General features: G+C 44.6%; 24 protein-coding genes and 1 pseudogene. 16 read left to right on the plus strand and 9 right to left on the minus strand.

Translation table 11 applies throughout. From position 1 onward, the window contains the following. The first annotated feature begins 73 nt into the window (after positions 1–73). The 5 genes from A8708_RS23320 (at position 74) to A8708_RS23340 (ending at position 5434) form a co-directional block, all read left to right on the plus strand. Entirely contained in the window at positions 74–1846 is a 1773-nt protein-coding gene (locus tag A8708_RS23320) for a MerR family transcriptional regulator (RefSeq protein WP_082927734.1), read from the plus strand. Between the two features lie 172 nt (positions 1847–2018). Further along, positions 2019–2747, plus strand: coding sequence for an MOSC domain-containing protein (locus tag A8708_RS23325; protein ID WP_239696813.1), 729 nt, complete (start codon positions 2019–2021; stop codon positions 2745–2747). A gap of 53 nt (positions 2748–2800) precedes the next feature. Next, positions 2801–3556: an IclR family transcriptional regulator gene (locus A8708_RS23330; RefSeq protein WP_068667706.1), complete on the plus strand. Its 756-nt coding sequence runs from the start codon at positions 2801–2803 to the stop codon at positions 3554–3556. Between the two features lie 149 nt (positions 3557–3705). Then, complete coding sequence (locus tag A8708_RS23335; RefSeq protein WP_068667707.1) at positions 3706–4479, plus strand: SDR family NAD(P)-dependent oxidoreductase; 774 nt, start codon at positions 3706–3708, stop codon at positions 4477–4479. A 46-nt stretch (positions 4480–4525) separates the two neighbouring features. Continuing rightward, on the plus strand, positions 4526–5434 hold the full coding sequence (locus A8708_RS23340; protein ID WP_068667708.1) for a fumarylacetoacetate hydrolase family protein: 909 nt from the start codon (positions 4526–4528) through the stop codon (positions 5432–5434). Between the two features lie 103 nt (positions 5435–5537). Here A8708_RS23340 and A8708_RS23345 read toward each other — a convergent pair whose 3' ends face one another. Continuing rightward, positions 5538–6461 (minus strand): AraC family transcriptional regulator, encoded by a 924-nt coding sequence (locus tag A8708_RS23345; RefSeq protein ID WP_068667709.1) that lies wholly within the window; start codon positions 6459–6461, stop codon positions 5538–5540. Positions 6462–6480: 19 nt separating this feature from the next. Next, entirely contained in the window at positions 6481–7317 is an 837-nt protein-coding gene (locus tag A8708_RS23350; protein WP_082927736.1) for a helix-turn-helix domain-containing protein, read from the minus strand. An 85-nt stretch (positions 7318–7402) separates the two neighbouring features. Between A8708_RS23350 and A8708_RS23355 the strand changes: the two genes are divergently transcribed. The 7 genes from A8708_RS23355 (at position 7403) to A8708_RS34990 (ending at position 14411) form a co-directional block, all read left to right on the plus strand. Further along, positions 7403–8323, plus strand: coding sequence for a nucleoside hydrolase (locus tag A8708_RS23355; RefSeq protein ID WP_068667711.1), 921 nt, complete (start codon positions 7403–7405; stop codon positions 8321–8323). A 45-nt stretch (positions 8324–8368) separates the two neighbouring features. Continuing rightward, positions 8369–9268 (plus strand): ribokinase, encoded by a 900-nt coding sequence (gene rbsK, locus A8708_RS23360; RefSeq protein WP_082927737.1) that lies wholly within the window; start codon positions 8369–8371, stop codon positions 9266–9268. A gap of 369 nt (positions 9269–9637) precedes the next feature. Beyond that, positions 9638–10990, plus strand: coding sequence for a hypothetical protein (locus A8708_RS23365; RefSeq protein ID WP_068667712.1), 1353 nt, complete (start codon positions 9638–9640; stop codon positions 10988–10990). A 156-nt stretch (positions 10991–11146) separates the two neighbouring features. Further along, the gene (locus A8708_RS23370; protein ID WP_068667713.1) at positions 11147–12163 is read left to right on the plus strand and encodes an NAD-dependent epimerase/dehydratase family protein; all 1017 of its coding nucleotides are present in this window, start codon (positions 11147–11149) and stop codon (positions 12161–12163) included. A 2-nt stretch (positions 12164–12165) separates the two neighbouring features. Beyond that, a complete protein-coding gene (locus A8708_RS23375; protein WP_068667714.1) occupies positions 12166–13236 on the plus strand; it encodes a dihydrodipicolinate synthase family protein in 1071 nt (356 codons plus the stop codon). 78 nt (positions 13237–13314) lie between these two features. Continuing rightward, positions 13315–14112, plus strand: a complete 798-nt coding sequence (locus A8708_RS23380) for a polysaccharide deacetylase family protein (protein WP_068667715.1) — start codon at positions 13315–13317, stop codon at positions 14110–14112. Positions 14113–14240: 128 nt separating this feature from the next. Continuing rightward, positions 14241–14411, plus strand: coding sequence for a Spo0E family sporulation regulatory protein-aspartic acid phosphatase (locus tag A8708_RS34990; protein WP_082927738.1), 171 nt, complete (start codon positions 14241–14243; stop codon positions 14409–14411). 31 nt (positions 14412–14442) lie between these two features. On the opposite strand, the gene A8708_RS23385 is transcribed toward A8708_RS34990, so the two are convergent. The 5 genes from A8708_RS23385 to A8708_RS23405 are packed head-to-tail and all read right to left on the minus strand — an operon-like array spanning position 14443 to position 19680. Then, on the minus strand, positions 14443–15546 hold the full coding sequence (locus tag A8708_RS23385; RefSeq protein WP_068667716.1) for a GerAB/ArcD/ProY family transporter: 1104 nt from the start codon (positions 15544–15546) through the stop codon (positions 14443–14445). Positions 15547–15565: 19 nt separating this feature from the next. Then, the gene (locus A8708_RS23390) at positions 15566–15793 is read right to left on the minus strand and encodes a hypothetical protein (protein ID WP_068667717.1); all 228 of its coding nucleotides are present in this window, start codon (positions 15791–15793) and stop codon (positions 15566–15568) included. After that, the gene (locus tag A8708_RS23395; RefSeq protein WP_082927740.1) at positions 15790–16992 is read right to left on the minus strand and encodes a Ger(x)C family spore germination protein; all 1203 of its coding nucleotides are present in this window, start codon (positions 16990–16992) and stop codon (positions 15790–15792) included. The genes A8708_RS23390 and A8708_RS23395 overlap by 4 nt, the downstream gene beginning before the upstream one ends. Continuing rightward, positions 16989–18080, minus strand: coding sequence for a GerAB/ArcD/ProY family transporter (locus A8708_RS23400; RefSeq protein ID WP_167355917.1), 1092 nt, complete (start codon positions 18078–18080; stop codon positions 16989–16991). The genes A8708_RS23395 and A8708_RS23400 overlap by 4 nt, the downstream gene beginning before the upstream one ends. Then, a complete protein-coding gene (locus A8708_RS23405) occupies positions 18064–19680 on the minus strand; it encodes a spore germination protein (RefSeq protein ID WP_338044229.1) in 1617 nt (538 codons plus the stop codon). Before A8708_RS23405 ends, A8708_RS23400 begins: the two co-directional genes overlap by 17 nt. A 155-nt stretch (positions 19681–19835) precedes the next feature. Between A8708_RS23405 and A8708_RS23410 the strand changes: the two genes are divergently transcribed. Beyond that, entirely contained in the window at positions 19836–20468 is a 633-nt protein-coding gene (locus A8708_RS23410) for an SGNH/GDSL hydrolase family protein (RefSeq protein ID WP_068667718.1), read from the plus strand. 169 nt (positions 20469–20637) lie between these two features. Continuing rightward, positions 20638–22455: a heparinase II/III family protein gene (locus A8708_RS23415; protein ID WP_068667719.1), complete on the plus strand. Its 1818-nt coding sequence runs from the start codon at positions 20638–20640 to the stop codon at positions 22453–22455. Between the two features lie 217 nt (positions 22456–22672). Here the strand turns inward: A8708_RS23415 and A8708_RS23420 are convergent, their stop codons facing one another. Continuing rightward, entirely contained in the window at positions 22673–23503 is an 831-nt protein-coding gene (locus tag A8708_RS23420) for a helix-turn-helix domain-containing protein (RefSeq protein WP_068667720.1), read from the minus strand. Between the two features lie 82 nt (positions 23504–23585). After that, positions 23586–24350 (minus strand): phytanoyl-CoA dioxygenase family protein, encoded by a 765-nt coding sequence (locus A8708_RS23425; RefSeq protein WP_068667721.1) that lies wholly within the window; start codon positions 24348–24350, stop codon positions 23586–23588. Between the two features lie 265 nt (positions 24351–24615). Between A8708_RS23425 and A8708_RS23430 the strand changes: the two genes are divergently transcribed. Both A8708_RS23430 and A8708_RS23435 read left to right on the plus strand, forming a co-directional pair. Then, positions 24616–26253, plus strand: coding sequence for a putative bifunctional diguanylate cyclase/phosphodiesterase (locus A8708_RS23430; protein ID WP_068667722.1), 1638 nt, complete (start codon positions 24616–24618; stop codon positions 26251–26253). Between the two features lie 150 nt (positions 26254–26403). Beyond that, positions 26404–26880, plus strand: a pseudogene (locus A8708_RS23435) (alcohol dehydrogenase catalytic domain-containing protein); the annotation flags it as partial. Positions 26881–26946 lie beyond the last annotated feature (66 nt).

The following is a 26946-nucleotide window of genomic DNA, read 5'->3' on the forward strand; positions in this document are numbered from 1 at the left end:
TAATGCCTTGAATACCATGTTATAGATGCCTAAGCCTACTGGATATAAGAAGAGAGGATATGATCGTTAACAGATGAAAAGGACATATAAGGTCAATGAGATCGCACGTATGATTAGAAGAACACAAGCAACAGTCGTAGAATGGACCAAACAATACACTCAATTTCTTCCGACCATCACGGTTGGAGGAAGCTTACGATATACAGATGAAGCAATCGAGATCTTCCGTGTCATTTCAAAAATGAAAGATGCCAATAAATCACTTAAGATGATTCACGAACATTTACAGGAGTTGAGTCAGAAAGGAAATCGTACGACTAGTAGTGAAGAGAACCTTGTCACGGCTACTTCTCCGGCAATTGTGCCAGAACCCAACGTACCTCTTGTAGAAACTAAATCTAATCCGCTTGCAAGTGATGAAACCTTGGAATTATGGAACCTGGTACAGTTGTTAACGCAGAAAATAGAAGCAAATAAAACACCTAGACGGTTAAACGAGCAAGTAGATGATAGTCAATTGGTTAGTATAGCTTCCCTTTCAAGTGGTAGACAAGTAGCACCAACTAAAAATTATGTAAACGTCTTGTTCGACGAGCTTACCAATGAAGTCGCGGAGCTTCGAAACATTGTGCTTACCTTTATGGAGAAAATGATTGTTGTCACAAAGGATGCTATTCAAGATGATAAGTATACGAATATGGCTGAATCCGTAAACCAGCAATTTCATGGTATTACCGTTGAAGTTGCGGAGCTGCGTAATATTATCAAGATTTTTACTTGCAAGCTAACCGAAGTGATTGAACAAGATACTAGCAATGAAATTACCGCTAACGTGGATACACTAAATATACAATTCAAAGGTGTAGCCGAACAGGTGAATGAATTACAGCATGTGCTTTATAGCGTTCAGCCTAAGTTAATTGAATCTCTAGAGCACGATCTCAGAACTGAAATGGCTGCATTGACAAGGGAACTGCAAGAGCAGCAACTTGAAAGTGTCGCGAAGTTAGAAGAAGAGCTTCAAGAACTCATTACGGTCCAGCCCAAGCTGGCCAAAGTTCTGGAGCAAAATCTCAAGGTCGAACTGCTTTCTTCGACAACAGCATTACAAACGCAACTTGATGAAAGTGTCGCAAGATTGGAACAAGAGCTCCAAGGACTTACATCGGTCCAATCGAAATCGACGGAGGCATTGGAACACAATTTCAAGAATGAACTACTCGCATCGACGAATGAGCTACAAGCGCAACTACATGATAGTGTCTCGAAGTTAGAATTAGAACAACAAGAACTTAATACGGTTCAGTCTAAGTTGAGGGAATCTCTTGAACAAAGTCTCCGAAGTGAACTGCTTACTTCAACAAGTGAGTTACAACAGCAACTTCATGCAAGTGTCCTTAAGTTAGAACAAGAGCTCCAAGAAATTCATACCGTTCAGCCCAAGTTGACGGAAGCGTTGGAACAAACACTCAGGGGTGATCTACAGACAACGACAAGTGAGCTCAAGAATCAACTTCATGAAGATGTCTCGAAGATGGAGCAACAAATTCAAACGATTCAACCCAATATTATAGAAATTTTGGAGCAACATCTCAACAATGAAATGCAAGCAGTGACCTATGAAATGCGGAAACAGCATAAGGAAAGTATTACGGAATTAGAGCTAGAAATGCGTAATAATTATGCGATCAACACGGAGAAACTAAATGGACTAATCGAAGAAGCAGTTAACAAACTAGTTGTTTCCAATGATGAAGTGCTGAACAATCAATTTGACAATATATCCATAAAATTGTCTTCCCAACAACGGTTGCTTGATAAACTCGCCAAATTTTTGGGAATATAAATAAGGTTAGAATAAGAACGTTGCACGAACTATCGTGGCGTTCTTTTTTTCTAACTGAGTAAGCATGATTCTTGCTCGAAATTTGTGAGTGACAGGCATGTCCTAGCTCCTAGCTCCTAGCTCTCTAGAGTACGAAATGGTAAAATGGTTGCGTGTACGGAATATAAGATTGATGGAGGAACTATCTGTGCAAGTGACCATTGGTAAAATAAGTGAAATTAATCGGTATCCTGTGAAGTCATTCGCAGGTGAGCAATTGGCATCTTGCGAGATTGAAGACTATGGAATGGTAGGGGATCGGTTCGTGTCCTTCTATGATGAATCCAAATCGGGCTGGCGGCGGTATGTGACGGCACGTAATATCCCTAATATGTTAGCCTATCAAGCAAGATATCACGATGGAGATATCCAAATAACAGCAGGGGATGGGCGAGTATTCAGCTGGGACGATGCACTGTTGAAGGAGATCCAAAGCCAAACGAAAACTCCCCTTACCATGTCGCGGTTAAAAGAACAACATCCTGAACATCCGCAACTGCTTTCAGTAGATGGCGCCAGTATTCTTCTTGTCACCGATGCTAGCCTAAGAAAACTAGAGAGCATGCATGGCAAGGACTTGGATTATCGTCGGTTCCGTGGCAATTTCGTAGTCGCGTTAGATGATGAGTCTTGCACCGAAGGAGATTGGATAGGTCGACAGATTGCCATAGGCGAAGTACAATTGCAGGTAGATAGCTACTGTCAACGATGTGTCATGATCACGATTGACCCAGAAACGCTGGAGAAGGATCCTTCCCTGCTCAAAAAAGTAAACGAAGGCTTTGACTTGCAGTTTGGCGTCTATGCATCAGTTGTGAAAACAGGTCAAATTCGACTGGGGGATTCGGTAAAGTTACTGTGATCCTGCATCCGTTGTAGCGGTTATAGACAGTTAAGGTTAAGTGAGGTATACACATGGAAAGAAAATATTGGGTTCCCGCACTGGAAAGGGCACAGGATGTTCTACAGCTTATTGCGGAACAGCCTTCAGTACTTAGGTTAATGGACTTGAGCAGTGCAACGGGGATTAATAAGAGTACAATGTTCTCGCTTTTACATACGATGGAGACGTTAGATTGGGTTGTCAGAGAAAAAGGAGATACCTATGTGCTCGGCTCCTTCTTCGGTGTTATTGGCAACGCTTATTTCGCTGGCATGTCGCTGGTGAAGTTATTTGAGGAAAAGGTTGCTCGTTCCGTAGAACGACTTGGTGAAACTTTTCAACTGGCAAGATTGGAGAAGGGGGAGCTTGTGTATTTGGCCAAAAAAGAGGCGCCAGCACAAGTTCGTCTTATCTCTGAACCTGGCATGCGATTGCTTGCTTACGCAACTGCTATGGGTAAAGTATTGCTGTCAGCGCTGGAAGATTCACAGGTGCTTGCCCTATACGAAGAGGGCAGTTATCAGGCGTTCACGCCGAATACCGTTCGAAGTGGAGAAGAGCTGCTGGAACAGCTGCGCATGATAAGAAAACAAGGCTACGCGGTGGATCAAGAAGAAATCGTGCTTGGCTTCTGCTGCTTGGCTATGCCGATTGTTGATCGTAACGGTCAATGGATTGCGGCTGTAAGTTGCTCGATGCCGGTACATCAATGGCCGCACAAACAAGATCTAGCGAGGGAAGAGATTCAAATTCTCGCACAGGGGTTATCTGCAATAATGCCACTGTAGTCATCATAATCGCGGTAAACCAGTTAACATCCGGCCATCGGGTTGTCTCTGGTTTATTTGGCATTGACGCAAGCTTTAGCGGATGATAGACTTAGTTTGTCTTAATTTATAAACTAAGTTTATTATAATAAACTATGAGGTGAAACCAAATGAGATTACAACATAAGGTAATCCTAATTACAGGTGCTGGATCAGGCATTGGCCGAAGCACAGCGTTACTTTTTGGTCAAGAAGGCGCACATGTGATCGTCAATGATTTGGATGCGGTCAAAGGTGAGGAAACAGCCTCCGAAATTCGAGCTAACGGTGGAGAAGCGCTCTTCCTGCAAGCTGATGTGACGGATCCTGATTCTGTGAAAACGATGGTCGACCGAGCAATTGAAGCGTGTGGACGAATTGATGTTCTTTTTAATAATGCGGGGATTAGCGGTGTTGGTGCTTTGCATGAGCTTGAGCCAGACCAATGGGATCGTGTTATTCGTGTCAATATTCGCGGCGTTTTCCTGCCGTCCAAATACGTTATTCCGCACATGATGGAGAAGCGCAGCGGTTCCATTATCAACATGTCCTCCTGCATAGCGGAGATTGGGTTAGCTAGACGTGCCTCCTATGCAGCTACCAAAGGAGCAGTGCTTGCATTGACGAAATCGATGCAGGTTGATTATGCCCCCTACCAAATTCGAGTGAATGCGCTGCTGCCTGGCACGATTTTGACACCTTTTGTTGAGAATTATTTGAAAACCTCTTATGATGATCCTGAGGCCGCAATTGCTGCGCTGAAAAGCAGACAACTTAGCAACGAACTCGGAACACCGGAGGATGTAGCACAAGCTGCCTTATTCCTTGCATCAGACGAATCCAAATTCATGATGGGCTCACCTTTGTATATTGATGGTGGCGCTGTGTTCGGTAAGAATGCGTAAATAAAGAACCAATTTTCCTAAGTATTGATAAGAGAGGATGTTCATTTTGAAACTAGTCACAATTAACCATCCAGGAAGTATTCATCTTGGTGTGAAGTTGGAGAACAACGTATTCGATATTACAGAAGCATTGAAAGCGTTCCCTGAGGATGGGATTCCAACCGACATCATGTCCGTTATCGCTCATTCAGAAACATTAATTCCAGCGATCGAGCGTTATGTGGCGAGGGTTCTTGAAGGGGAAACAGCGGAAAATCCGTACCTTCTTGATGAATCCCAAGTAAACTATGGTCCTTGTGTCACCCATCCAGGTAAAATCATTTGCGTGGGCTTGAACTATCGCAAGCACGCTGAAGAAACGAATGCGGCAATTCCGCAGTATCCTATCCTGTTCAACAAATTCAGTAATACAATTGCTTCGCACGGGGATGATATTCCGCTTCCGAATCGTGTCACGAGTCAGGTTGATTACGAAGCAGAGCTTGTAATTGTCATTGGGAAACAGGCGAAATATGTGTCCAAAGAGCAAGCTTTAAGCCATGTGTTTGGCTATTGCAATGTGAACGATTTATCCGCGCGTGATCTTCAAATGCGTACGCAACAATGGCTGCTGGGGAAATCCTGCGATAAGTTCAGTCCACTCGGCCCCTATTTGGTAACGGCGGATGAAGTTGGGGATCCCAATCAGTTGACGATCAGTTGCACGGTGAATGGTGAGACGAGACAGAATTCGCATACATCGGATATGATTTTCCACTGTGATGAAATCGTCAGCTATATTTCCCAGCATATGACGTTGTCGCCTGGTGATATTATTTTGACAGGAACGCCTGAAGGCGTTGTGCTTGGTAAGCCTGTAGATCAGCGTGTGTATCTGAAGGATGGCGACGTCGTCACGATTGCGATTGAGAAATTAGGCGCGTTGACAAATCGCATGGTGGATGAGCAAGTATAGCAGCTTTCGGTGATCGTTGGTATCATAAAAGCATACCCTCTCTAGTGAGAGCAAGAGACAACCTGCGGGTTGTCTTTTTTTTCAACGAAAGGATAGGATGACATTATTCTTCATAATCAGATGTCACCTGTAATCGTTCTCTGCGATAGCGTTTGGGAGATACCCCCTTGATACGCTTGAATTGTTTAATGAAATAGCTAGTATGATTAAAACCAGTTTCCAAGGTGATTTGCGTGATACTTTTCGTCGGGTCGAGCAGTAATTGCTCGGCTCTTCGTATTTTGATAAACAAGACATATTGCGTGAACGAGGTATGCATGACGCCTTTGAAGAAGCTCGCAAATCGGCTGTAGCTCATCATGCACAGTTTGGCTGCTTCCTCTGCTGACATGGATAGCATGCCCTCTTCATTAATGGTAACTAAGAGCTTGCGAAATGCGGCCATTTTCTTCGTATCTTCAACGGCATCATCGGTAAAGGTAGACGAAAGGCGTGTTCGCTGATAGCGCAGCAACCATAGAATCAACTTAAATAGAGAAGAGGATACCGCAAGCTCGAAACCGAAAGCTCTGATCTGATACTCTTCGTACATCTCTTCAATAAGAGTGTGAAGGAGAATTCCGTCCTGTTCCCCTGGCGTCAACCAAGTCGTCAAACCATGAAGCGGCGTTGTATAAGGTAAGTAATACTGGAGTTCGAAGGCCAGTTGCGGCAAGGGACTTAACATGTCAGGATCAAAGCCAATGACATAATGCTTGGAAGGTTGAAGAGGCTGAACCGTAACGCTATGCACCTCACACGGATGGATGAGAATGAAAGCACCTTGTTCCGCTTCAAAGCTATGATTTCCGACTGTAATCGAGGCTTTACCATATGCGATATAAATAATTTCCATATGGTAATGCCAATGCGAAGCAATCTGGTAGCCCTCATGAACCGTGGTTTGGGAACCCACATAGAAGGGTCTATCGATGTCGGTTAGGCGACTTTGGTTTTTATTTTGCTCAAAATAAGGCTGTTGTGACATAGGTGTTCATGCAGCTCCTTCATGTTAATTGTTGCAGGCGATATCGACGAGGAGAGTTTCCTGTTGCTTGTTTGAAAAGGGAACAGAACTGGGTATCGTTGGAGAAACCACTTGCATGAGATACGGCGGAGATAGAGAGATCCGTTTGTTTCAACAGCCGTTTAGCCAGTTCAAAGCGCTTGGACATCACGTATTGCATAGGTGAGAGACCGTATTCTTCTTTGAATAGATGGCGGAAACGATCATAGCTGTAGCCAACCAAATCTGCTAATAGGTTAACACTGATTTTCTGCCCGACATTCTCATCGATATAGTTTTTAGCATAAATCACCTTATTGACAGATAGCTCAGAGGTCGTGAATTCATCATAACGAAGAAGTTCAATAATTAATTCCCCAATTAGATGATTCAGCTTAGCCGTGTAGAACGAGCGCTTATTCTGCATCTCGATAATCATTCTTTGCAGCAATACAAGAATAGCTCCTTCCGAATGATCGATATAGATGCCTTCTCGTAGGGGATATCTGCCTAGGTCGGCTTGAAATCCGACAAATAGAACTTCGCTGTCAGTCGTATGTGTTTCTTCATGCAGGGTGTGTGGCTTAATTAATGTGAAAGTGTCAGGGTGGAAGAGGTGCGTATACTCGCCTACTCGAGTTGAGCCACTTCCTTGCATATAGTAAACCAATTCATAACACTGGTGTCTATGGGGATGGATTGTTGAGTTCTGAGGCCTTGTTGTTCGAAAAAGAAAATCCAAATGTCCATTCATTGGAGAACGCCCTTCCACACATGATTTGAGATAGATAGCCGAATCGTATAAAAAGTAAGCCAATCTATGATAAAAATATATCATGAATGAGGGTAAAATAGCTCTATATTCTCATGTGTTGAGTTCATAGGTAAGCCAATTCATGATATAAAATGTGAGGAGTTGCCCCATGCTGTACCCAACAATAACGGAAGCCCAACGAATGGAACGTTTGACTTCAAGAACGGGTAGGATAAGAATGGTATTGGATACAGATACCTTTAATGAAATTGATGACCAGTTTGCTGTTGTATATGCCTTGCAATCGCCAGAAAGGCTTCAGGTAGAAGCATTCTATGCAGCGCCATTCTTTAACGACTTGTCAACGGGGCCGAAGGATGGGATGGAGAAGAGTTATCACGAGTTGCACAAAATTCTGAAACTGATGGGTCGCACCGACATTCCTATTTACAAAGGGTCTGATGCGTATCTGCCAGGTTCAGAAGCACCGGTCGAGAGTGAAGCAGCCCGCAATTTGGTTGAACGAGCAATGGCTTCCTCGCCGGAGGATCCCTTATACGTTGTAGCCATTGGTGCGATTACGAACGTGGCTTCTGCCATTCTGATGGAGCCTCGCATTATCGCGAACATTGTTATCGTATGGTTAGGAGGGCATGCGCTCCACTGGCACAATACGCAAGAATTTAATTTGGAGCAAGATATTCCGGCAGCGCGCATTATTTTGGATAGTGGTGTCCCCTTAGTATTAATTCCATGTATGGGCGTCGCTTCGCATTTGAAAACAACCTTATCCGAAATGAGAGACTTTGTGAAGGAATCCGGCGTGATTGGCGAATATCTGTACGAGACGTATCGACAAGTTCACCCCGATCATTACGCGTATTCTCGTGTGATTTGGGATATTTCAACGATTGCCTATCTTGTGAATGAACGAAGCACTCCGAGTGTGCTTCTACCAAGTCCAATCGTATCTGAAGAGGCAAGATGGAGCCAAGATCCGTCACGTCACCTCATTCGATATGTTACCTATATTGATCGTGATGGTGTATTTCGCGATTTGTTCCAGAAGTTGAGTAAGGGTGCAAATTAGTTTTTGAATTTATCACACTATGATACAAGAAAGGATCTATCCTATATGAAGACAGTACGCATAGCCGTAGTGGGCAGCCTCAATATGGATTTAGTCGTATCCATGAACCGAATGCCTAAGATTGGCGAAACCTTGCAAGGCGATGAATTACATACAATCCCGGGAGGCAAAGGGGCCAATCAAGCCGTCGGGTGTGCGAAGCTTGGTGCACAAGTGTCCATGATTGGCGCGGTGGGCCAAGATGGTTTCGGTGATGTGCTCCTTGCTCAAATGGCCTCTCATGGTATTCACACAGATGCCATAGTTCGTAGAGACGATTGTTCTACGGGAACGGCAACCATTTTACATACAAGGGATGACAATTGCATTGTCATTGTGTCAGGAGCAAACGGTAAAGTGACACCGGAGCAAGTACGTCAGCATGCAAATCTCATTCGCGAAGCAGATGCATTGCTCGTACAGCTCGAGATTCCGCTGCCTGCGGTGCAGGCGGCACTTGAGATTGCACGTGAAGCGGGCGTTCGTACCGTACTTAATCCCGCTCCGGCAGTAGCGCTTCCTGCCGAGTTGCTACAACTCGTTGACTTCATTACACCGAATGAAACGGAGTTTGAGCTGATTAGCGGGGGAACTTACGCGAACGAGCAGGAGCTGCTGGCCGGCATGCAGCAATGGGAAACTGAAGGACCTCGGTTGTTGCTTACACGAGGTGAACAAGGCGTTGCCATGGTGGCCCGCGGGGAACTGGCCACAATTCCAGCACCGCGTGTCCAAGTTGTGGATACAACGGGCGCAGGCGATGCATGTAATGCAGCGTTTACGGTTGCTCTAGCTCAAGGCAAAGAGGTGCTGGAAGCAGCAACGATAGCGGTTAAGGCCGCTTCGTTGTCAGTGACGCGCTTTGGCGCGCAAGCGGGGATGCCTCTGCTTTCGGAATTAAACTAAATAAAAGCTCGGCACGCATGTGATTCTGCTGTCGGGCTTTTTCCTGTGCGTTACTTTGAGCCAGCGGGGAGCGGGCTTACTTGTTGAGCTGCAAGGACTTCCAGTCCTGCACGAAAGCAATGTAGTCCCATTTGGCCGAACTAATTGAAGATTCGCTGATCGGAAATGAGCAGTAGTCCGATTTCGCCGAACTATTTACCCCTTCTCCCTTGTGGGAGGGGTGTTTGGGTTGATTTAAGACGGGTATTTCGGACTAAATGGTGTTAAGGGTAGATATCCTGATTAAAAGACATAATAACGATTTGTCTTTTAGTCGTGAACAGGGGTATACTTGTTCATATTGATGATGATGCAAAGGAGCCGTCACATATGGATATTCCGAATCGAATTGCCATTGGGATATTAGGGCCAGAGGCTCTGGTGAATAAAGTACTGAGCGTGATTGCGACATCTTTCCCATCCTTCGAGCCTATCGCACGGGCATGTTCGGCAGAAACAGCACCAGAGATGGCTGAGGAGCTGCTCCAAGAGGTCGAAGTGCTGCTAGTAACAGGACCGACACTTTATCGCCGCGTCAAAGAGAATGTATTAACACATTTGCCCGTGCATATGATCCCGTTGACGGACACCGGGTTATTTAGTGCGTTATATCGGTTGCGCAGCAAGCCGGAGCTTCAAGCGGTAGATGCGATCTTTAGTATTGATTCGTTTACGTCCTCTACGTTAAGTAGACATGTCAAGGAGATTGGTGAAACCTCATCAAACTTCCTGATCTATGATGGCGTACCATACCCGCAAGTCGAGACGATGACGCAATTCCATGAGGATGCCTTCCGTAGGGGAGCGACGAAAGCGGCACTTACCACAGATATTCAGGTCGCTGACACGCTGAATAGGTTGGGGATTCTGTGCGAATGGATTACACCGACCGATCAGAATATTACGGTTGCATTGGAACGTGCCCTTCTATCCACGGAAACTCGGCGTAGTAAAGAAGCGCAAATTCTAGTAGGCATGATTAATGTGGATGAATTCGGCAAAAAACTGCAGTTGCAAAGCACAGAGCATGATATTCAACGCTTTAAGCTGGAAGTACATAGAAAACTGATTGACTACGTTGAATCACTAGATGGGTACTTAACACATCTGGGTGCGGACGAGTATTTGTTTTTTACGACACGAGGGATTTTCGAGCGGGAGACGGTGGGGTACAAATCAGTCCCGCTTGCACGGGAAGTATGGAAATCACTAGGCTTGTCTCTTAGTATGGGAATCGGTTTCGGTCGCAGTGCGAATGAAGCCGGTACCCATGCTCGCCTTGCCCTTCGAAGATGCAAAGAAGCGGGAGGTAACACGTGCTTTATCGTGCGGGAGGATAAGACGTTAATCGGCCCATTGGAGATGGCAGATCCTCTTAGCAGAGACTTGTCGATGACAGATCCCGAACTCCTGAAGAGTGCGGAGGATGCAGGGATGACATCGACATATTTGAGTCGTCTAATGACGACCGTGGCACGCACGAGCAAGTTGGACTATGAAGTGCACGAGTTGGCGAGCATCCTGGGAATTACGGTCAGGAGTACACATCGACTTCTGCTGCAATGGATGGATCACAACTTGATTTCGAGTGTTGGTTATGTCAAAGTGCCGAAAGGAAGGCCGAAACAAACGTTCCGACTTCACTTTCTAGAGAATTTGGCTGCGGATCCTAGCCGAGTCTAATTGCAATAAGTGAAACCGTTCCAGCGCTGGCTTTAGCGAAATGGAACGGTTTCTTCTTTTATTTAAAGACAATATAAAGATTTGTCTTTTATGTTTGAGAGTCCGTATACTACAGTCAGGAAGCTTAAATTTAGATCATGTGAGGAGATTGCGAGTATGAGAACATTAGAAGATTTGGATAAAGTCATGTCAACACCTTCCCCTGCATTAATACAGTTTATGCAAGAATTAGAGGGAGATATTATGCTGCTTGGTGTCGGTGGGAAAATGGGCCCGAGTCTAGCTAAGTTAGCGATGAATGCCATTCAGGCAGCAGGCGTAGATAAGAAGGTGTATGGGGTTTCGAGATTTTCCGAAAGTGGTTTGCAAGAAGAACTACAATCATTCGGGGTAGAAACGATTGCTTGTGATCTGTTAAATGATGGGGCTCTTCAAGCTTTACCAGAGGTTCCAAATGTCATTTACATGGCGGGCACCAAGTTTGGAACGACGGGCAAGGAGCATTTCACATGGGTGATGAATGCCTATCTGCCAGGTCGCGTTGCTGAGAAATTTAGCAAATCCCGAATCGTCGTCTTCTCAACAGGGAATGTGTATCCATTCACACCAGTAACGTACGGTGGAGCTCATGAAGCGATTAGTCCAGCTCCGATCGGGGAATATGGTCAATCCTGTCTTGGCCGCGAGCGGATGTTCGAGCATTACAGTCACAAGAACGGCACGCCAGTCTTGATCTATCGCTTGAATTATGCCATTGACTTGCGGTATGGCGTTCTGTTGGAAATTGCGAAGTCCTTGAAGGAAGGGCGTGCTATCGATCTTTCCATGGGGCATTTCAATTGCATTTGGCAAGGGGATGCGAATGAAATTGCAATCCGTTCGCTAGCAGCTACACAAAGTCCAGCTAATTTCTTGAATGTAACGGGTCCAGAGACCGTATCCGTGAAATATGCGGCACAGCAGATTGGCCTAAGACTTGGTATTGAACCAATCTTCAAAGGGCAAGAGTCAGAAACGGCGTTGCTTAGCAATGCAGCGAAGAGCATGCAGTTATTTGGATACCCGCAAGTATCTTTACTCCAAATGTTCGACTGGGTTGCAGAGTGGACCCTTCATGGGGGCAGCATGATTAATAAACCTACTCATTTCCAAGAGCGAGAGGGGAAATTCTAACGATGACACAACGTAGGGAATTAAGTAATGAGCAACGTATCGCGTTGCATGAGGGGCTCGTCATTCCTGCACATCCATTAGCCCTAACCGCAGATCGTCAGTTGGATGAGCAAAGTCAACGGGCATTGACACGTTATTACATGGCTGCGGGTTCTGGCGGAATTGCCGTTGGTGTGCATTCCACACAGTTTGAAATCCGCGATCCCAAGTACAATTTGTACGAGAAAGTGCTTCGAATGGCTGCGGAAGAAGTGGATCGTGCTGGTCTCACACGACCGTTTATCAAGGTTGCTGGGATTTGTGGTCCTACGGAACAAGCGGAGAAAGAGACAGATATTGCAATCTCGCTTGGCTATGATGCTGCCTTATTATCTATGGGTGGTTTGAGCGGCTGGACAGAGGCGCAAATTTTGGAGCGGACAGCTCGAATTGCCGAGAAAATGCCTGTTATTGGATTCTATCTTCAGCCATCGGTTGGCGGTAAGGTATACAGTTTTGATTTCTGGAAGCAATTCGCGAACATCCCTGGCATTGTTGCGATCAAAATGGCCCCTTTCAATCGTTATCAAACGATCGATGTTGTGCGTGCGGTCTGCTATTCGGAGCGACGCGATGAGATTGCCCTGTACACAGGGAACGATGATAACATTATTACTGATCTATTAACTGTTTATAAATTCCAAGTCGCGGGTAAGAGCATAGAGAAAAGAATTGTTGGTGGTTTACTTGGACATTGGGCAGTCTGGACGCAGAAAGCGGTAGAACTCTTAGACGAAATTAAGGGAATAAGAATGAACCCTACGCTTGCATCGGAATGGCTTACCCGTAATATCGAAGTAACCGAAGCGAATGCGGCATTCTTCGACCCCGCAAATGGCTTTGCCGGATGCATTCCAGGCATTCATGAAGTACTTCGTCGACAGGGCTTGATGAAGGGAACATGGTGTTTGAATCCGCATGAAGAATTGTCCCCAGGACAATCGGAAGAAATTGATCGTATGTACAATGACTATCCTCATCTAAATGATGATGCATTTGTGAAAGCGAACCTATCGAATTGGTTAGCCGAGTAATGAGGAAAAGATAGCCGAGTAGAGTAGTTTCTGTTACATTGATAGAATGTAATAGTCATATATTCTGGGAGGTTTGCTATGCGTATACGATTAGATCGGTTTCCACAAGGAGTCACCAAAGCTTTAACACTTAGTTTCGATGATGGGAAGGACCATGATCGCAGACTCGTGCGTATCTTGAATGAATACGGGCTTAAGGGAACGTTTCACTTGAATAGCAGTTTTCTGGGAAAAGAAGGCTATATTGAGGCATCCGAGGTGGCATCGTTGTTCGAAGGTCATGAGGTATCTGCGCATACCATTGATCATCCCTTTTTGGAGCAGTCGCCAATGGATCAAATCGTTCGTGAACTCTCGTTAGATCGCGAAGCATTGGAATCGTTAGTTGGCTATCCTGTGCGCGGCATGAGCTATCCGTTCGGAAGCTATTCAGACCGCGTCATCCAGGCGCTTCCTACTCTAGGTATTGAGTACGCTCGGACGGTTGCGAGTCACGGCAATTTTCAAATGCCCCAAGATTTCTTACAATGGCATCCAACGTGTCACCACAAGAATATGCTAGAGCTAGCTGATACGTTCGTACAGTTAGAACAAAGATTTTCACGCTTGGCGTTATTCTATGTATGGGGACACAGCTACGAGTTTGAGAACGATAACAACTGGGAGATCCTTGAGCAATTTGGTGAGAAAGTAAAGGGAAGAACCGACATTTGGTTTGCCACCAATGCTGAAATTGTGGCTTATATGAAAGCGTTAGACAGTCTGCGTTTCTCTGCCGACTGTCATATCATCCATAATCCGTCAGCGATCACGGTTTGGCTAAGTGCTGAAGGAGAAATAGTGGAGATTCCTGGCGGACAATTGATCAAAATTTAGCGCATTTCTGTAAAAATTCGTAAAATCATGTACTTTGCTAACATTTTCTTAACAATAATCAATTATGATGTAGGTAACAAAACGTGTGAGTTATCCACAGTAGGAATTTCAAAATCGGAGGGATCAATATGGGACATCGTTATGAGTTGGAAGAAAAGATTGAGGCATTACGCAATGAACTGAATCTTGCTAGTCAAACATACGGCCTATTGTCTGACACGGTATTGAAACTTTCTATCGAATTGGATGAACTGTTGAATACCTATTATCATTCTCTTTTTCTCAGAACAATCGCATAAGCATAAGTAGATTGGATTAGAATGACCGAGTTCACACTTTCGAGTGTGCGTCTCGGTTTTTTTTATGTTTAAACGAAGAAATTCCCCAAAGGAGAAGCGGGATTCCGAGCATATGGATTGGGAAGATGTAGGGAACAGCGATTTTTTGTGGGAAAAATACCGAACTATCAAAATAACTACGTGGCACCATGGCAATCAGCAGAATGATAGGCGCTACAATCCATAGCATTCGCGTCCATTTCGCAATCTTGAATATTTGTGCAGTACCGTAGGTACAGACAAACAAGTACAGGGATACCTTCATGAAAACCCCTATAATCCAGATCGGAATAAGGATAGCGTCTAGGTTCTGGAAGAAGTTGTATACCGAGATATAACGAACGAGATTGAAATAAGGATAGGTTTGTCCTGCAGCCATTTGACTACCGAAGAGTGTAACGAGTACGAAAGAGGCTGCACTAGTGAGCAAGCCGGTTGTTGCAACACCCAATATCGCGGGCTTCGTACCCTGGTCTGGATGGCGTAAGAAAGCAAGCAAAAAAACAAGCATGACACAATCTCCTAGAAATGTACTGGTTGGCAGCGAGCCTTTCAAAATAACTTTCCAACCAGAGTCCACATAGAAGGGGAGGATTTGCTTTAGTTGGATATCTTGGACACTGAGCAGTAAACTTAAGATAATTATGAACAATAGGAACGGACCCATTACTTCACTGCAACGTCCAATCCCTTCAATACCCGTTTTAGTGACATAGATAGCAACAAGCAGCATGGCAATTACGGGAACGAAAATTGGCGTTCGTGGCAAGATAGTGGCGAGGATAAAGTCGGCATATTGCCGTAAGACCATGGCAAGTACAGAAAACCAGAATGCCCCGTAGATGACAAATAGGAAACCTGCCAACCATTTGCCAACTAAAGGGGGAAGATAGTTAACAAAAGTTTGACCTGGATATTTCCGATTGATTCGTGTGCAAATGAAGGCGATGAACATGCCAATGAGTGTTGCGCTTAACATAGAGAGCCAAGAATCTTGTTTGGCTGTCATTAGCGCAGGATGAATGGTAAGCAGAATGGTCATGCTGACTTGCATCGTTGCTATCATCCAAAATAATTGTTTGCCGCTAATCCGCATGTCCATTCTCCTTCATTAATCAATCAATGATCTTCCCTAATGGTTGAAAAACAACGTTCACCCAATCCGTAGGACCTGGGAGACTTGGATGAAGGAAGAGCATCACAGCCAAGATCCAACACAAGCAAAGAATAGACCAATAGGTCACTTTTTCTTTAAATGGTGTTTTTTTATGAATCCAATGCCATTGTACCCCTGTGATGACTAAACAAAGAGACATAACCCATAGAATAGATTCCGATGTCATTTCCGCGGCTTCTCCTCTAATTCGACTTCTTTGATATTCGTAAGTCCAGGCCGTTGAATCGTGGCATGTGGATGTATCGTAACTTCTATTTTTGGAAATATTTCTTCCCAATGTGCTTTATTTTGTTCCCATTCCTTGGGGTAAGCGCGATGAAAAGCGCCGCCAAAATCGAAGATGTCTGCTTTTAGCTCTTTTTGAATGCGGTTCAAAGCGATACGGACACGGTCTTCGATATCTTTATTCATTGCAGCTTCAATAATTGTAACATCTTTGAGATCCGCACTAATCTTTAGTGATGTTGAGTTTTGCAGAGCGCTATTTTCTGTTCGGATCTGGATATCCAACGACCAGATACCGTTCTTAATGACAGGTTTAATCTTGGTACTACTTGATATTAATCGGAGTGAAACAGAGCTGGGGCTATTTTCTTCTGGATTCACGGTAACGACTGCTTGATTAATTTCATTGCGAATCCAGAGAACACCTCTGGTTGTAAATTCATCGACGACACCAACCAGTTTGCCATGGAGGAAAACAGCCGTTCCATTTACTGGAGTAGGGATGTTATTATAATTGTTTGGTGCGGATACTGGCAGCATTTTGATCCATGGGGTTGCTGCTGCGCCAGTCTCATCGACTAGCATTCGAGCAAGATCAGCTAGGGTTGTACTCAGAGAGAGTTTACCTTTTGATATTTCCCTCATAACCTCTGCTGAATTTCGTTCAAGGAAGGACTGTGTAGTTAACATTTGCCTTGCCATGCCTTTGACTACATACATATAGGCACGTTCCCGCGGCTGGGGAGCGCGCATTAAATAGTCAATTTCATCCCGAATACCATCCTTAGCAATATCCTCGCTAAAAAGAAACACTTCCGAATGTCCCCAAAATAGCTTCCTTGGCAGCTTCTCTTGAATATGGGATAGTGCATCAGCAATATTTTCCCCTGTGGCAGAAGTGACGATAGAAGCTTGGTTGCCTACATTAGCTCCTTGATCACTCATTGCATTGTTAGAGGAACTTCTTGGAACGAAAATTTGGACAGATAGCAAAATGGTATTTGGGCCAATCTTATCTACAGCCGCGCCCGTTATTAAAGCGACATCATTAACTTCAATGCGATCCCAACATCCTGTGAGTAAGATCATGCTTAGGGCTAGCGTTAACAATAATCCGCGGTGACGTGTAGGAGCACTCATCGCCGAAGTATCCTCCCTTTGACTACGACTGTAACAAGCAGACAGGCCGGAACGACCACTTGCATCAACAGTGAAAAGAAAGGGATGCTCGTGCTAAGCGCATGATTCATTTGCTGGAAATCAGGAGCAATCCAAATGCTGCAAAGTATGATGAGGAATCCCATAGGTATGATTAGAGGGCGATAGTCTGAGAGTTTAAACAATTGGGCTGTCCCCTGCAAAACCAAATAATAAACCATGGCAATTTTCACGAAAATGCCAAGTAACCATATGGCCATAAGCAGGGATTCAAGATGCTCCGCAAAATCAGAGAGTGATATGTATCGTACAGCGACTAGAAACGGATAATTCATCGCTGGCGTAAGTGCGCCGAAAGTTAGCAAAATGGGAAGATTAATTGCTAACATCGTAATCATGACGGCCAACACACTGTAGATGCTCCATTTCATTCCGAGTTCCTTTTTACTCAAGTATGGATATAGGAATGACAGAATGAAAAATTGGGAGAACCAAGAGGCCGGGACAATAGATCCTAGTAGTGGAGGCAACGGACCGTTCCCCAAAATAGGATGCATTTGTTTTAATTGAAAGTCCGGAATTAAGGCAATGACCATTGCGAAAATTATCAAAATCGCTACCGGAATCAGGATTTGTGTAGATCTAGCAAGAACTTCAATACCTTCATATAGTGCATAGGCACATACAGCAATGATGGGCGTTACAACGAAGAGCATCGGGGTATTCAGCAAGAAATTACCCGAAATAAACTCACCGTACTCTCTTACGGTTATGCTTGCGGAATATAGAAAAGCTAGGACATACATAAAGGAAACTAACGCGCCTGCAAATCGTCCCACAATCCGTGGCACGTATTGCACGAAAGTATCGTCTGGAAACTTCATATGCAAGTGATAAACAATATAGATCGTTAATAAGCCGACAAGTGAGGACAGGATTGGCGCCATCCACATATCTGTTCCTGCTACTTTCATTGTAATAGAAGGGACAGAAAGCGCTGCTGTAGCCAGTATCGTCGGGTGCATGATGAGAGCCATCTGCATAGGAGAGATTCTAACTTTTTCGATCATGGGCATCATTTCCTTCGGAATGCTCTGGTTTTTGCCCCTTAGGTTGCCGAATAGAGTTCGTGCTGGCCGTAAATAAAGGTCTGCGTCTCATTGACCAAATCGGAGCACGAACGAGTACATCTTTCAGTTCACTTCCTTTAATAGGAGCCAGTGGCTGAAGATAAGGTACACCTAGGGATCGCAATGAACATAGATGAATGACAATCACAATAAATCCTAGCATCAGTCCTAATAAACCTAAAATGCCTGATAAGAACATAATTGGGAAGCGAAGCATACGCAGCGCAATGCCTGTGGCATATTGCGGCATCATGAAGGAGGCGACGCCTGTAATCGCAACAACCATGACCATCGGTGCAGAAACCAGTCCGGCTGAAGTCGCTGCTTGACCAATAACAAGTGCACCAACGATACTGACGGCTGCTCCGACTTGTTTGGGCAGTCTAACACCTGCCTCACGCAGGGCTTCGAATGAAATTTCCATAAGCAAGGCTTCTACAAGCGCAGGGAACGGAATATCCTCACGGGACTTTGCGATGCTCAACAATAACGAAGTAGGAACCATCTCCTGATGAAAAGTCAAGATAGCGATATAGAGAGATGGCAATAAAAGCGTCGTAAAGAAAAATACATAGCGCATCCACCTGATTAAGGTGCCGATGATAAACCGTTGGTAATAGTCTTCTGGCGATTGCAACATGGAAAATAGAGTCGCAGGTGCAATTAAGGCGAAGGGGGTGCCATCGACAAGAATGGAGATTTTACCTTCTAGAAGTGCTGCACTAACGACGTCTGGACGCTCAGTTACTTGAATTTGCGGGAACGGTGAGAAAGGACTATCTTCAATTAGGCCTTCAATGTAACCACTCTCCAAAATACCATCAATTTGAATGTCGCTCATTCGCTGATGAACTTCTGCAATAAGAGATTCTCTGGCGATTCCGTCCATATAAACGACATAAACATAAGTTTGCGTGTGGGTACCTATTGTATAAGAGATCATTTTCATAGCTGGGCTTTTGATTTTCCTGCGCAACATCGAGGCATTCACAAGAAGTGTTTCGGTAAATCCTTCTCGCGGTCCTCGAACGACAGATTCAGCGCTTGGCTCATTAATCGCACGCTTCTCCCATTTCGCAATGCCAAGAGCAAAGCAAGTGGGAACACCATGAACGAAAAGCCCAACACAACCGCAAGACAAATGGGAAATTAATTCGTCCATATGTACCATTTCAGTGATATTCGAGATCGAAACAAGAGCAGACAAATCCTTGACCGAGTAGTTCCAATCGGCCTCAGGTTCATTGATTAATGGCGTGAGGACATCTTTATTTAATATTTCCAAATCAATTAAGCCTTCGACATAAATAACAAAAGCTTTGGTAGTCTGACCGATGTTGAACGTGTGAATGTGAATGTCATGACAATTATGATAAATGAGTTTAAGTTCATGTAAGTTATCTTCAAGTTGGTTAGAAACCAATGTGGGTGGGACTGCAGACATGGCATCCAATAGCAAGTCTCCTTGTCCAAACAGAAACACCTGTCCGAAGCGGAAGGCATCGTCGTTTAATTTGGTAATACGTATCTTTTTGTCCAAATTTGTCAGTATTTAAACGCAGGTGCGTAAAATGCATCACAACTTTGAATGATATTAGTTGTACACTCACTTCCTCAGACATGGTATAATTTGTGTGGAAATTATAGGTATGTTAGTAGAGGCAGAAGTGGAGAATTAAAGGAGGATTCGTTCGAATGGCAGTGTGGTTAGAGCAAGGGGATATTGTACTATTTCAAGGAGATAGTATTACGGATGCTGGACGTATTCGTGACAATGGTAATGATTTAGGCAGAGGTTACGCTCTTATGACAGCTGCTCAATTCTCAGCGAAATACCCAGAGAAACAAGTTAAATTCTTAAACAGAGGGATATCTGGCAATCGTGTGCCTGATCTTCAGGGGCGTTGGCAAGAAGATTGTTTGGACCTGAAGCCTAATCTCGTTTCGATCTATATTGGCATTAATGATACTTGGCGCAGATATGATCAGAATGATGGGACTTCTACAGAGGCATTCAAAGACGGATACCGTCAATTACTAGATCAGACAGCAAGCACAGGAGCGAAGTTGCTACTTATTGAGCCGTTTGTTCTACCTGTACCAGAGGACCGTAAGTTGTGGAGAGAAGATTTGGATCCGAAGATTACAGCAGTGCGTGAATTAGCAAGAGAATTCGGCGCGCGTTTATTATGTTTAGATGGCTTATTTGCGCAAGCATCAACCCAAGCTGACAGCGCTTTCTGGGCACCAGACGGGGTACATCCATCAGCAGCAGGACATGCCTTAATTGCCAATGCATGGCTGAAAGCAGTCGGGGCAGCAGAGTAATTGATATGGTTTCAAGAGGAAAGCTTCCGCTTAATGCGTGAGGCTTTTTTTATTAGCCGCAAAGAGGTCAAATTATGACCGATATAGGTAAAGATAATGACTAGATCGTTGTCAGCATTTACGGTTATATTTAAAGGTAAACAAATTCGTATGTATGGGAGGTAGTACCATGAATAGTCGCTATATGTTAAATGCTTTACTTGATGCTGAACAAGAGCATGGCCAATTGTTCCACGAAGCTTTGGCGGTGGTAACAACACCAATTAAACGGACGGAGAGTTCACTCCTTACTTCTGTCTATAATGAGATTTCGCCACTGGTGAAGGAATTCGCGAGCAAGCCAATCGCGGCATTACCGTTCAGAGAGTGGGATTTGTTCCGTTCCAAGGGAACCCGAATCGAATTCGAGGCACTTTATTTCGATCGACGGAGACGGTTGGCTGCTTTGGTTGTGGCAGCATTGAAGGATGGTGTTGAATCGTATTTGCCCGCATTAGAGGATACGATTTGGGCAATTTGCGATGAATACACATGGTGTCTGCCTGCGCACTTAATGAATCATGATGCGGCCACAGAGGGTGAAGAATATAAACATATTGATTTATTTGCTTCAGAAACCGCACATGCGCTAAGCGAGACTTGTCATATCTTCCGAGGCCAGTTAAATGGTCTTGTTGTGAGAAGAGCGCAACGCGAGATAATGACGCGGGTTCTCGAACCTTACATGGCAATTAAGAGAGCCTATTGGTGGGAAACTTGTGATATCAATTGGTCTGCTGTTTGTGCAGGGAATATCGGTATGACGGCCATTTATCTCATTCAGGATTCGAAAGCACTCATGCCTATCCTTGCACGAGTGCTAGCATCGATGGATTGCTTTCTTGAAGGCTTTTCGGAAGAAGGTGCCTGTCTGGAAGGCTTGGGTTATTGGTACTATGGGTTCGGCTATTACGTGTATTTCAGCGAACTTCTCAAGCAGCGTACAGGCGGTAAAATAGATATTCTTCAATCAAATGCCAAAGCACGTAAAGTTGCCCAATTTCCACAAAGTTGTTTCTTGCAAGGCAATCATATTGCTAATTTCTCTGATTGCTCGCGGAATAATGGTATTCAAATGGGTATCTTCAGTCGTTTGTGCGAGAAGTTTACGGAGATACGCATACCCACATTGGACAATCGGCCAGCTTTGATTGATCATTGCGGTCGTTTCGCTGGAGCCATACGGAACGTCGTGTGGTTGAATGAGGATTTGCTTCGTGAACGTGAAGAAATGCCCTTGCAAACGGATTACTTGCCAGAAGCACAGTGGATGGTGAGCCGGGCGAAGATAGCGGGCAAGCTCGTTAGCTTTGCAGCCAAGGGCGGACATAACGACGAGCCTCATAATCACAATGACATCGGACACTTTATATGGATCGTGGATGGGGTCAGATGGTTTGAAGATTTGGGGGCAGGATTATATACGAAGCAATACTTTGGTGACGAGCGGTATTCCATCCTTTGTAACAGTTCTGCAGGACATAGCGTTCCGATCATCAATGGTACCTATCAGGAAGCGGGCATCCAGCATCGTGCACAAGTACTTGCAGCGGAATGTACCGACGCTAGGGACGGATTTAAGCTTGAACTAAGTCAAGCCTATGCTATGCCTACACTAGAGAAGCTTGAGCGCAGTTTCGATTTCGATAAGGTGCAAGGCAAGCTGACGATATCGGATTCCTTTGCATTCCGTGAGTCAGGTGGTTCGATAACAGAACGCTTCGTTACCCTGTACAAGCCAGTTATCGTGAAGAACGGCGAGATTCGGTTGTCTGGGACAGATCACCAACAATTATTACGCTATGATGCGCAACAACTGAAGGCCTCGATTCAAACCGTAGAGCATCAGAATCATGAAGGCGGGACAGAGGTTGTCTACTTGATTGATCTATTAGCGGATGAGGTAGGAGCTCAGGGGAAGATAGGGGTTACGTTGGAGATGGCGTAGATTAGCTCCATCCTAGATTACCTATGGCAGCTAATTTGCTGGAACTAGCTATAGATGATAGCGGTAATTGATCAGGTTCACCCACGTAAAATATGTTTAGATGAAAACCTACAGCTAGTTACCGAATCTCTACTGTACATGCAGGGATCAGCCGGTATTAGCTGTAGGTTTTCAGTTTTTTCAATACAAGGCACTTTCCACGATCTGATAACATATCCTAATCATTCAACCATAGACTAAACTGCTGCCTATATTGCAAGGGAGTTAAGTTGGTTTTGAGTTTAAACATGCGAGAGAAATAATTCGCATTCTCGATGCCAAGTTCATAGGATATTTGCGAGATGGGCTTCACACTAGTAGCGAGAAGCTTTTTGGCTTGTTCAATTTTGATGCTGTGCACGAAATGGAGCGGAGCCTGTCCCGTTTGTTTGATGAACAATTTGCGCAAATGGGAATCACTCAGCTGAACAAGTTCAGCAAGCTCCTTGATTTCAGGCATTTGTTTCGGATGCGTGTGTAAATAATGAATGATCGTATGAATCCGCTTATCCATCTGCGAAAAAGTGGAGTTCCCCTCCGGCACACCGCCATTGCGGAGCAGTTCATAGAGAATTCGAAGCAAGGAAGATTGATGCCGTACATGCACATACGCTGTTGCTTCTTTTTCATGAAGGAGCATGTCTTGAACGATTTGTTCAACGCGGTTAGTGCTATCATCCAATAGATTCGGAAGATTCAATAGCTGTAACCAACTCCGATTACTGACTAGGGAGATCTCGGCATCGAAGTTAATGCTCGTTAGCAGTATTTCATTCGAAATGGCATGAAAGCTAATTGCGCTATGAGCAGGCAGAATTATGACCTGTCCTTCTTGGCAGCGATAAGAGATTTGATCAATTTCAAGTTGGAAGCTTCCCTTATGCGCATACCACATCACGTAGTGCCGTAGCTTGCGCCCACTGGCTTGCCAACGATAATCTAATTGATATTGTGTAATATGCAGAAAGCGAATTACTAATGACTCGATCATCATCTGAAAAGAATTCAATACCCATCCCTCCGCACCACGGATCTCTTCTGTTCCTATTATTCTAACATGCCTGGATGCAGAGGGGGCAACGATTTCCTATCTAATCCTGAGGCACAATGCCCTGAATATCTTCGTTTTGTTTGAAGCGATCCTCACCATGGACAAGAAAAGTTCGAATGCGCGTGGTATCGCCGCCCCATTCGTCAATCTTGAACTTGACCTCCGGTGTTGTATAGCGAACCGAAAAGGCGACACGCGGTATATTCGATTTGTTATTTTCGGAACCATGAAAGGTTGCTTCATTGAAGAAGGCAATCTGACCTGGAGACATCTCAAGATCTATCGCTAACGATTCATCAATCGACTCTGGGGGCAAACCTTGCTCGAAAGCACTTTGATCTGTTCCTGTTGAAACATGCTTTACGATTGATTTGTGTGTGCCAGGAATGACACGAAGACAACCATTTTCACGTATCGACCATCCTAAGCTCACCCATGCGGTTGCATTGATCGCAGGCTCCATTGGCCAATAATTGATGTCCTGATGCCAAGGAATGAATGTATCGTTATTAGGCTCTTTGTACCAGAAATGCATCGCCCACAAGACCAAGTCATCCCCAAGAATCTGTTTCATTGCGTTAACAATGCTGGGGTGCGTAGCTAGTGTATAGGCCCATTGATGGCGCTGATGCCAAGCGGACAAATTCATTTTGGTAGGACGAGGCTCATATTTATTCTGTTCAATGACCTCAAAGAAACGATTATAATACATATCGGACTCTTCAAGCGAAAGTCCTTGCATTGGCCCGCTATAACCTTCGTCGACATATTGGGTGAGTGAGAACGGATTTCCTTTTGTTATCATGGGTGTTACCTCCCGTTTGTGCTAGTTTATTTACTTGCTTAAGGTAATTGTAAGCTACGCGGTACTTTCGAATAAGGAGGGAAAACGATTATGAATAGCACAAAACGATTGTTTTGTAGACACTTCTTATTTTGGGGGATAGGGCTAAGTGTGGAGTTTGTAGAACTACATTAGCAGGGATAAGCGAACAGGATGTCGAATTGATAGTACAAACGGCCCACGACGGGCTTAACGCTTAGGGTATTCGGATAAAGGAGTCCAACCGATGACATTTCCTGCAACGACAACATTAGATTTGAATTTACTGCAAATGATGCTGGATGATATTGAAGACTCTATTTACATTATGAAAGTAACGGGTGCGGAGATCACGTACTATTACGTTAACAATGCCGCAACAAAATTTAGTGGTATTACGATGGAACAGATGGGGACTACTTTTTTTGAATCGAATCCGGGCCATATGGCAGACTACTTATATAAAAAATATGCAAGAGCAGTCAATGAATGTCGGACGATTCGTTACGAGGATGGGCTTCTATTACCAAATGGGATGCTAAGCGGCGAGAGCATCTTAACGCCAATCTTGGATGAACATGGGAAGGCTAGTTTTATTTTTTCGGTGACACGTGATATTACAGAGCGCAAACAACATGAGAATATCCTGTACAATTACGCTTATCAAGATGATTTATCCAACCTCTTCAATCGCAGGTATTTGTTAGAGAATGTGTTGGAGCCGCCAACGATTTATTTAATGGACTTGGACAATTTCAAAAATATAAATGATACCTTCGGCCATCAAGCTGGAGACTCGGTGCTTGTTGAAGTCGCTTGTCGGCTGATTGAAGTATTTGGAGATAGTCGTTACTCACTGATTCGCTTAGGCGGTGATGAATTCGTGGTTGTGGATTTAGGACCTTCTTCTCAAATTATAGAGACGGCGGAGAGGTTGAGCGCCTTATTCCATCAACCTTTCCGTGTAGATGAGCATGCAGTGAAAGTGAATGTGAGCATTGGGATTGCTGAGCGGAAGCATGATGAAACGATTCAAGATCTGCTTAAACAAGCTGATATCGCATTATACACAGCCAAAGGAGCAGGTCGTAAGCGTTATCATTTGTACGAAGCCTCTTCTAAATATGATCATGTCGAAAATTTCATCCATGAGTTAGGCCTTTCACAAGCACTGGATAAGGACGAACTTCAGTTGCATTATCAACTTATTTATAATCCCGCTTCAGCGATGGCGATTGGTGCGGAAGCGCTGCTAAGATGGCATTGTGAGAATGTGGGGTATATCCCGCCTGTCGATTTCATTCCTGTTGCGGAGAAAACAGGGCTAATCGTGCCGATCGGCTATTGGGTTGTTCGTCAGGCCTGCAAGGATTGGCAACAGTTGAAAGAAATATACGGTCCTTTGTTCAAAATATCCGTCAACATTTCACGCATCCAACTCAACGAAATGAATTTTGTTGACCAAATCTTGCAGATTCTGCAAGAGGAAGGTGTGGATCCAACCGCCATGGAGCTTGAAATTACAGAAAGTACAACCTTGCACTCGCTGCAAGATGTACAAATCATTCTGGGCAAGCTGCGGAAGACAGGTTTCACCATCGCGTTGGATGATTTTGGGACGGGTTATTCATCACTTAGTATGTTAACGCAGCTGCCGATTGACAAGTTGAAGCTCGATCGCATTTTCATTGCAGATGGCAATGTGCCTTTAATCGCGGCAATTCTTGCTATGGCGAAAGCATTGCAGTTGCAAGTTGTTGCAGAAGGTATTGAAACGAGTGATCATTTCCATATGCTAGCTGAGATGCAGTGCTGGGGCATTCAGGGATATTACATTAATAAACCTATGCCATATCAGGATTTACCTACTCATCCTACGTTTTAGAGCCTCTACATACCAAGTGTCTCCACGATTCGCTGAAGAGCGTGTTTGGAGGCACTTTTTTATTCTACGATGGCGATGCGGCCGTTTATTTTGGTTCTACCTTCGACTATGTTAAAATAACCACGGTCAATTATGCGTGGGAGGTTGCTTATGAAAGCATTAAATTTCGAACAATTCGGTGGTCCCGAAGTTCTCCAATATAAAGAGTTGCCAGATCCTATCTTGGATGGGGAGCAGATTCTGGTTCGCACGAAAGCGATTGGTCTTAATTTCGCAGACGTCTATCGTCGTAAAGGGAATTATCATGTGGCAGGGAAACCGCCCTATATCCTAGGGTATGAAGGTGCCGGACTCGTCGAGAAAGTGCCTACGCATATCCAACATATTCGAATCGGGGATCGTATCGCGTTCGCCGACGTTCCGTTTGCTAATGCGGAATTAGTCGCGGTTCCAGTTGACCGAGCAATTCCGCTACCTGCGGATGTTTCGTTTGAGCACGCGGCGGCCCTGCTTCTTCAAGGTATGACTGCACATTACTTGGTGAACGACAGCTACCGAATTCAGGCTGGAGATGAAGTTCTGATCCATGCCGCTGCTGGCGGTGTGGGTCAGCTTTTGGTGCGCTTGGCAGCGCATCGTGCTAACGGGTGAAAGTCCCGAGTACACCGCGAGATGGCGGAAGTACATAGTTGA

Source organism: Paenibacillus oryzisoli (genome assembly GCF_001653565.1).
GTDB lineage: Bacteria > Bacillota > Bacilli > Paenibacillales > NBRC-103111 > Paenibacillus_E > Paenibacillus_E oryzisoli.

Bases quoted from the DNA above. Each gene is read 5' to 3' on its own strand.
- A8708_RS23330 (WP_068667706.1), top strand. From the start codon at position 2,801: ATGGAAAGAAAATATTGGGTTCCCGCACTGGAAAGGGCACAGGATGTT.
- A8708_RS23350 (WP_082927736.1), bottom strand. From the start codon at position 7,317: ATGATATATTTTTATCATAGATTGGCTTACTTTTTATACGATTCGGCT.
- A8708_RS23425 (WP_068667721.1), bottom strand. From the start codon at position 24,350: ATGATAACAAAAGGAAATCCGTTCTCACTCACCCAATATGTCGACGAA.
- A8708_RS34990 (WP_082927738.1), top strand. From the start codon at position 14,241: ATGGGACATCGTTATGAGTTGGAAGAAAAGATTGAGGCATTACGCAAT.
- rbsK (WP_082927737.1), top strand. From the start codon at position 8,369: ATGAAGACAGTACGCATAGCCGTAGTGGGCAGCCTCAATATGGATTTA.
- A8708_RS23325 (WP_239696813.1), top strand. From the start codon at position 2,019: ATGGAGGAACTATCTGTGCAAGTGACCATTGGTAAAATAAGTGAAATT.
- A8708_RS23380 (WP_068667715.1), top strand. From the start codon at position 13,315: ATGCGTATACGATTAGATCGGTTTCCACAAGGAGTCACCAAAGCTTTA.
- A8708_RS23365 (WP_068667712.1), top strand. From the start codon at position 9,638: ATGGATATTCCGAATCGAATTGCCATTGGGATATTAGGGCCAGAGGCT.
- A8708_RS23385 (WP_068667716.1), bottom strand. From the start codon at position 15,546: ATGCGGATTAGCGGCAAACAATTATTTTGGATGATAGCAACGATGCAA.
- A8708_RS23400 (WP_167355917.1), bottom strand. From the start codon at position 18,080: ATGATCGAAAAAGTTAGAATCTCTCCTATGCAGATGGCTCTCATCATG.
- A8708_RS23395 (WP_082927740.1), bottom strand. From the start codon at position 16,992: ATGAGTGCTCCTACACGTCACCGCGGATTATTGTTAACGCTAGCCCTA.
- A8708_RS23320 (WP_082927734.1), top strand. From the start codon at position 74: ATGAAAAGGACATATAAGGTCAATGAGATCGCACGTATGATTAGAAGA.
- A8708_RS23410 (WP_068667718.1), top strand. From the start codon at position 19,836: ATGGCAGTGTGGTTAGAGCAAGGGGATATTGTACTATTTCAAGGAGAT.
- A8708_RS23415 (WP_068667719.1), top strand. From the start codon at position 20,638: ATGAATAGTCGCTATATGTTAAATGCTTTACTTGATGCTGAACAAGAG.
- A8708_RS23375 (WP_068667714.1), top strand. From the start codon at position 12,166: ATGACACAACGTAGGGAATTAAGTAATGAGCAACGTATCGCGTTGCAT.
- A8708_RS23390 (WP_068667717.1), bottom strand. From the start codon at position 15,793: ATGACATCGGAATCTATTCTATGGGTTATGTCTCTTTGTTTAGTCATC.
- A8708_RS23355 (WP_068667711.1), top strand. From the start codon at position 7,403: ATGCTGTACCCAACAATAACGGAAGCCCAACGAATGGAACGTTTGACT.
- A8708_RS23430 (WP_068667722.1), top strand. From the start codon at position 24,616: ATGACATTTCCTGCAACGACAACATTAGATTTGAATTTACTGCAAATG.
- A8708_RS23335 (WP_068667707.1), top strand. From the start codon at position 3,706: ATGAGATTACAACATAAGGTAATCCTAATTACAGGTGCTGGATCAGGC.
- A8708_RS23370 (WP_068667713.1), top strand. From the start codon at position 11,147: ATGAGAACATTAGAAGATTTGGATAAAGTCATGTCAACACCTTCCCCT.
- A8708_RS23345 (WP_068667709.1), bottom strand. From the start codon at position 6,461: ATGTCACAACAGCCTTATTTTGAGCAAAATAAAAACCAAAGTCGCCTA.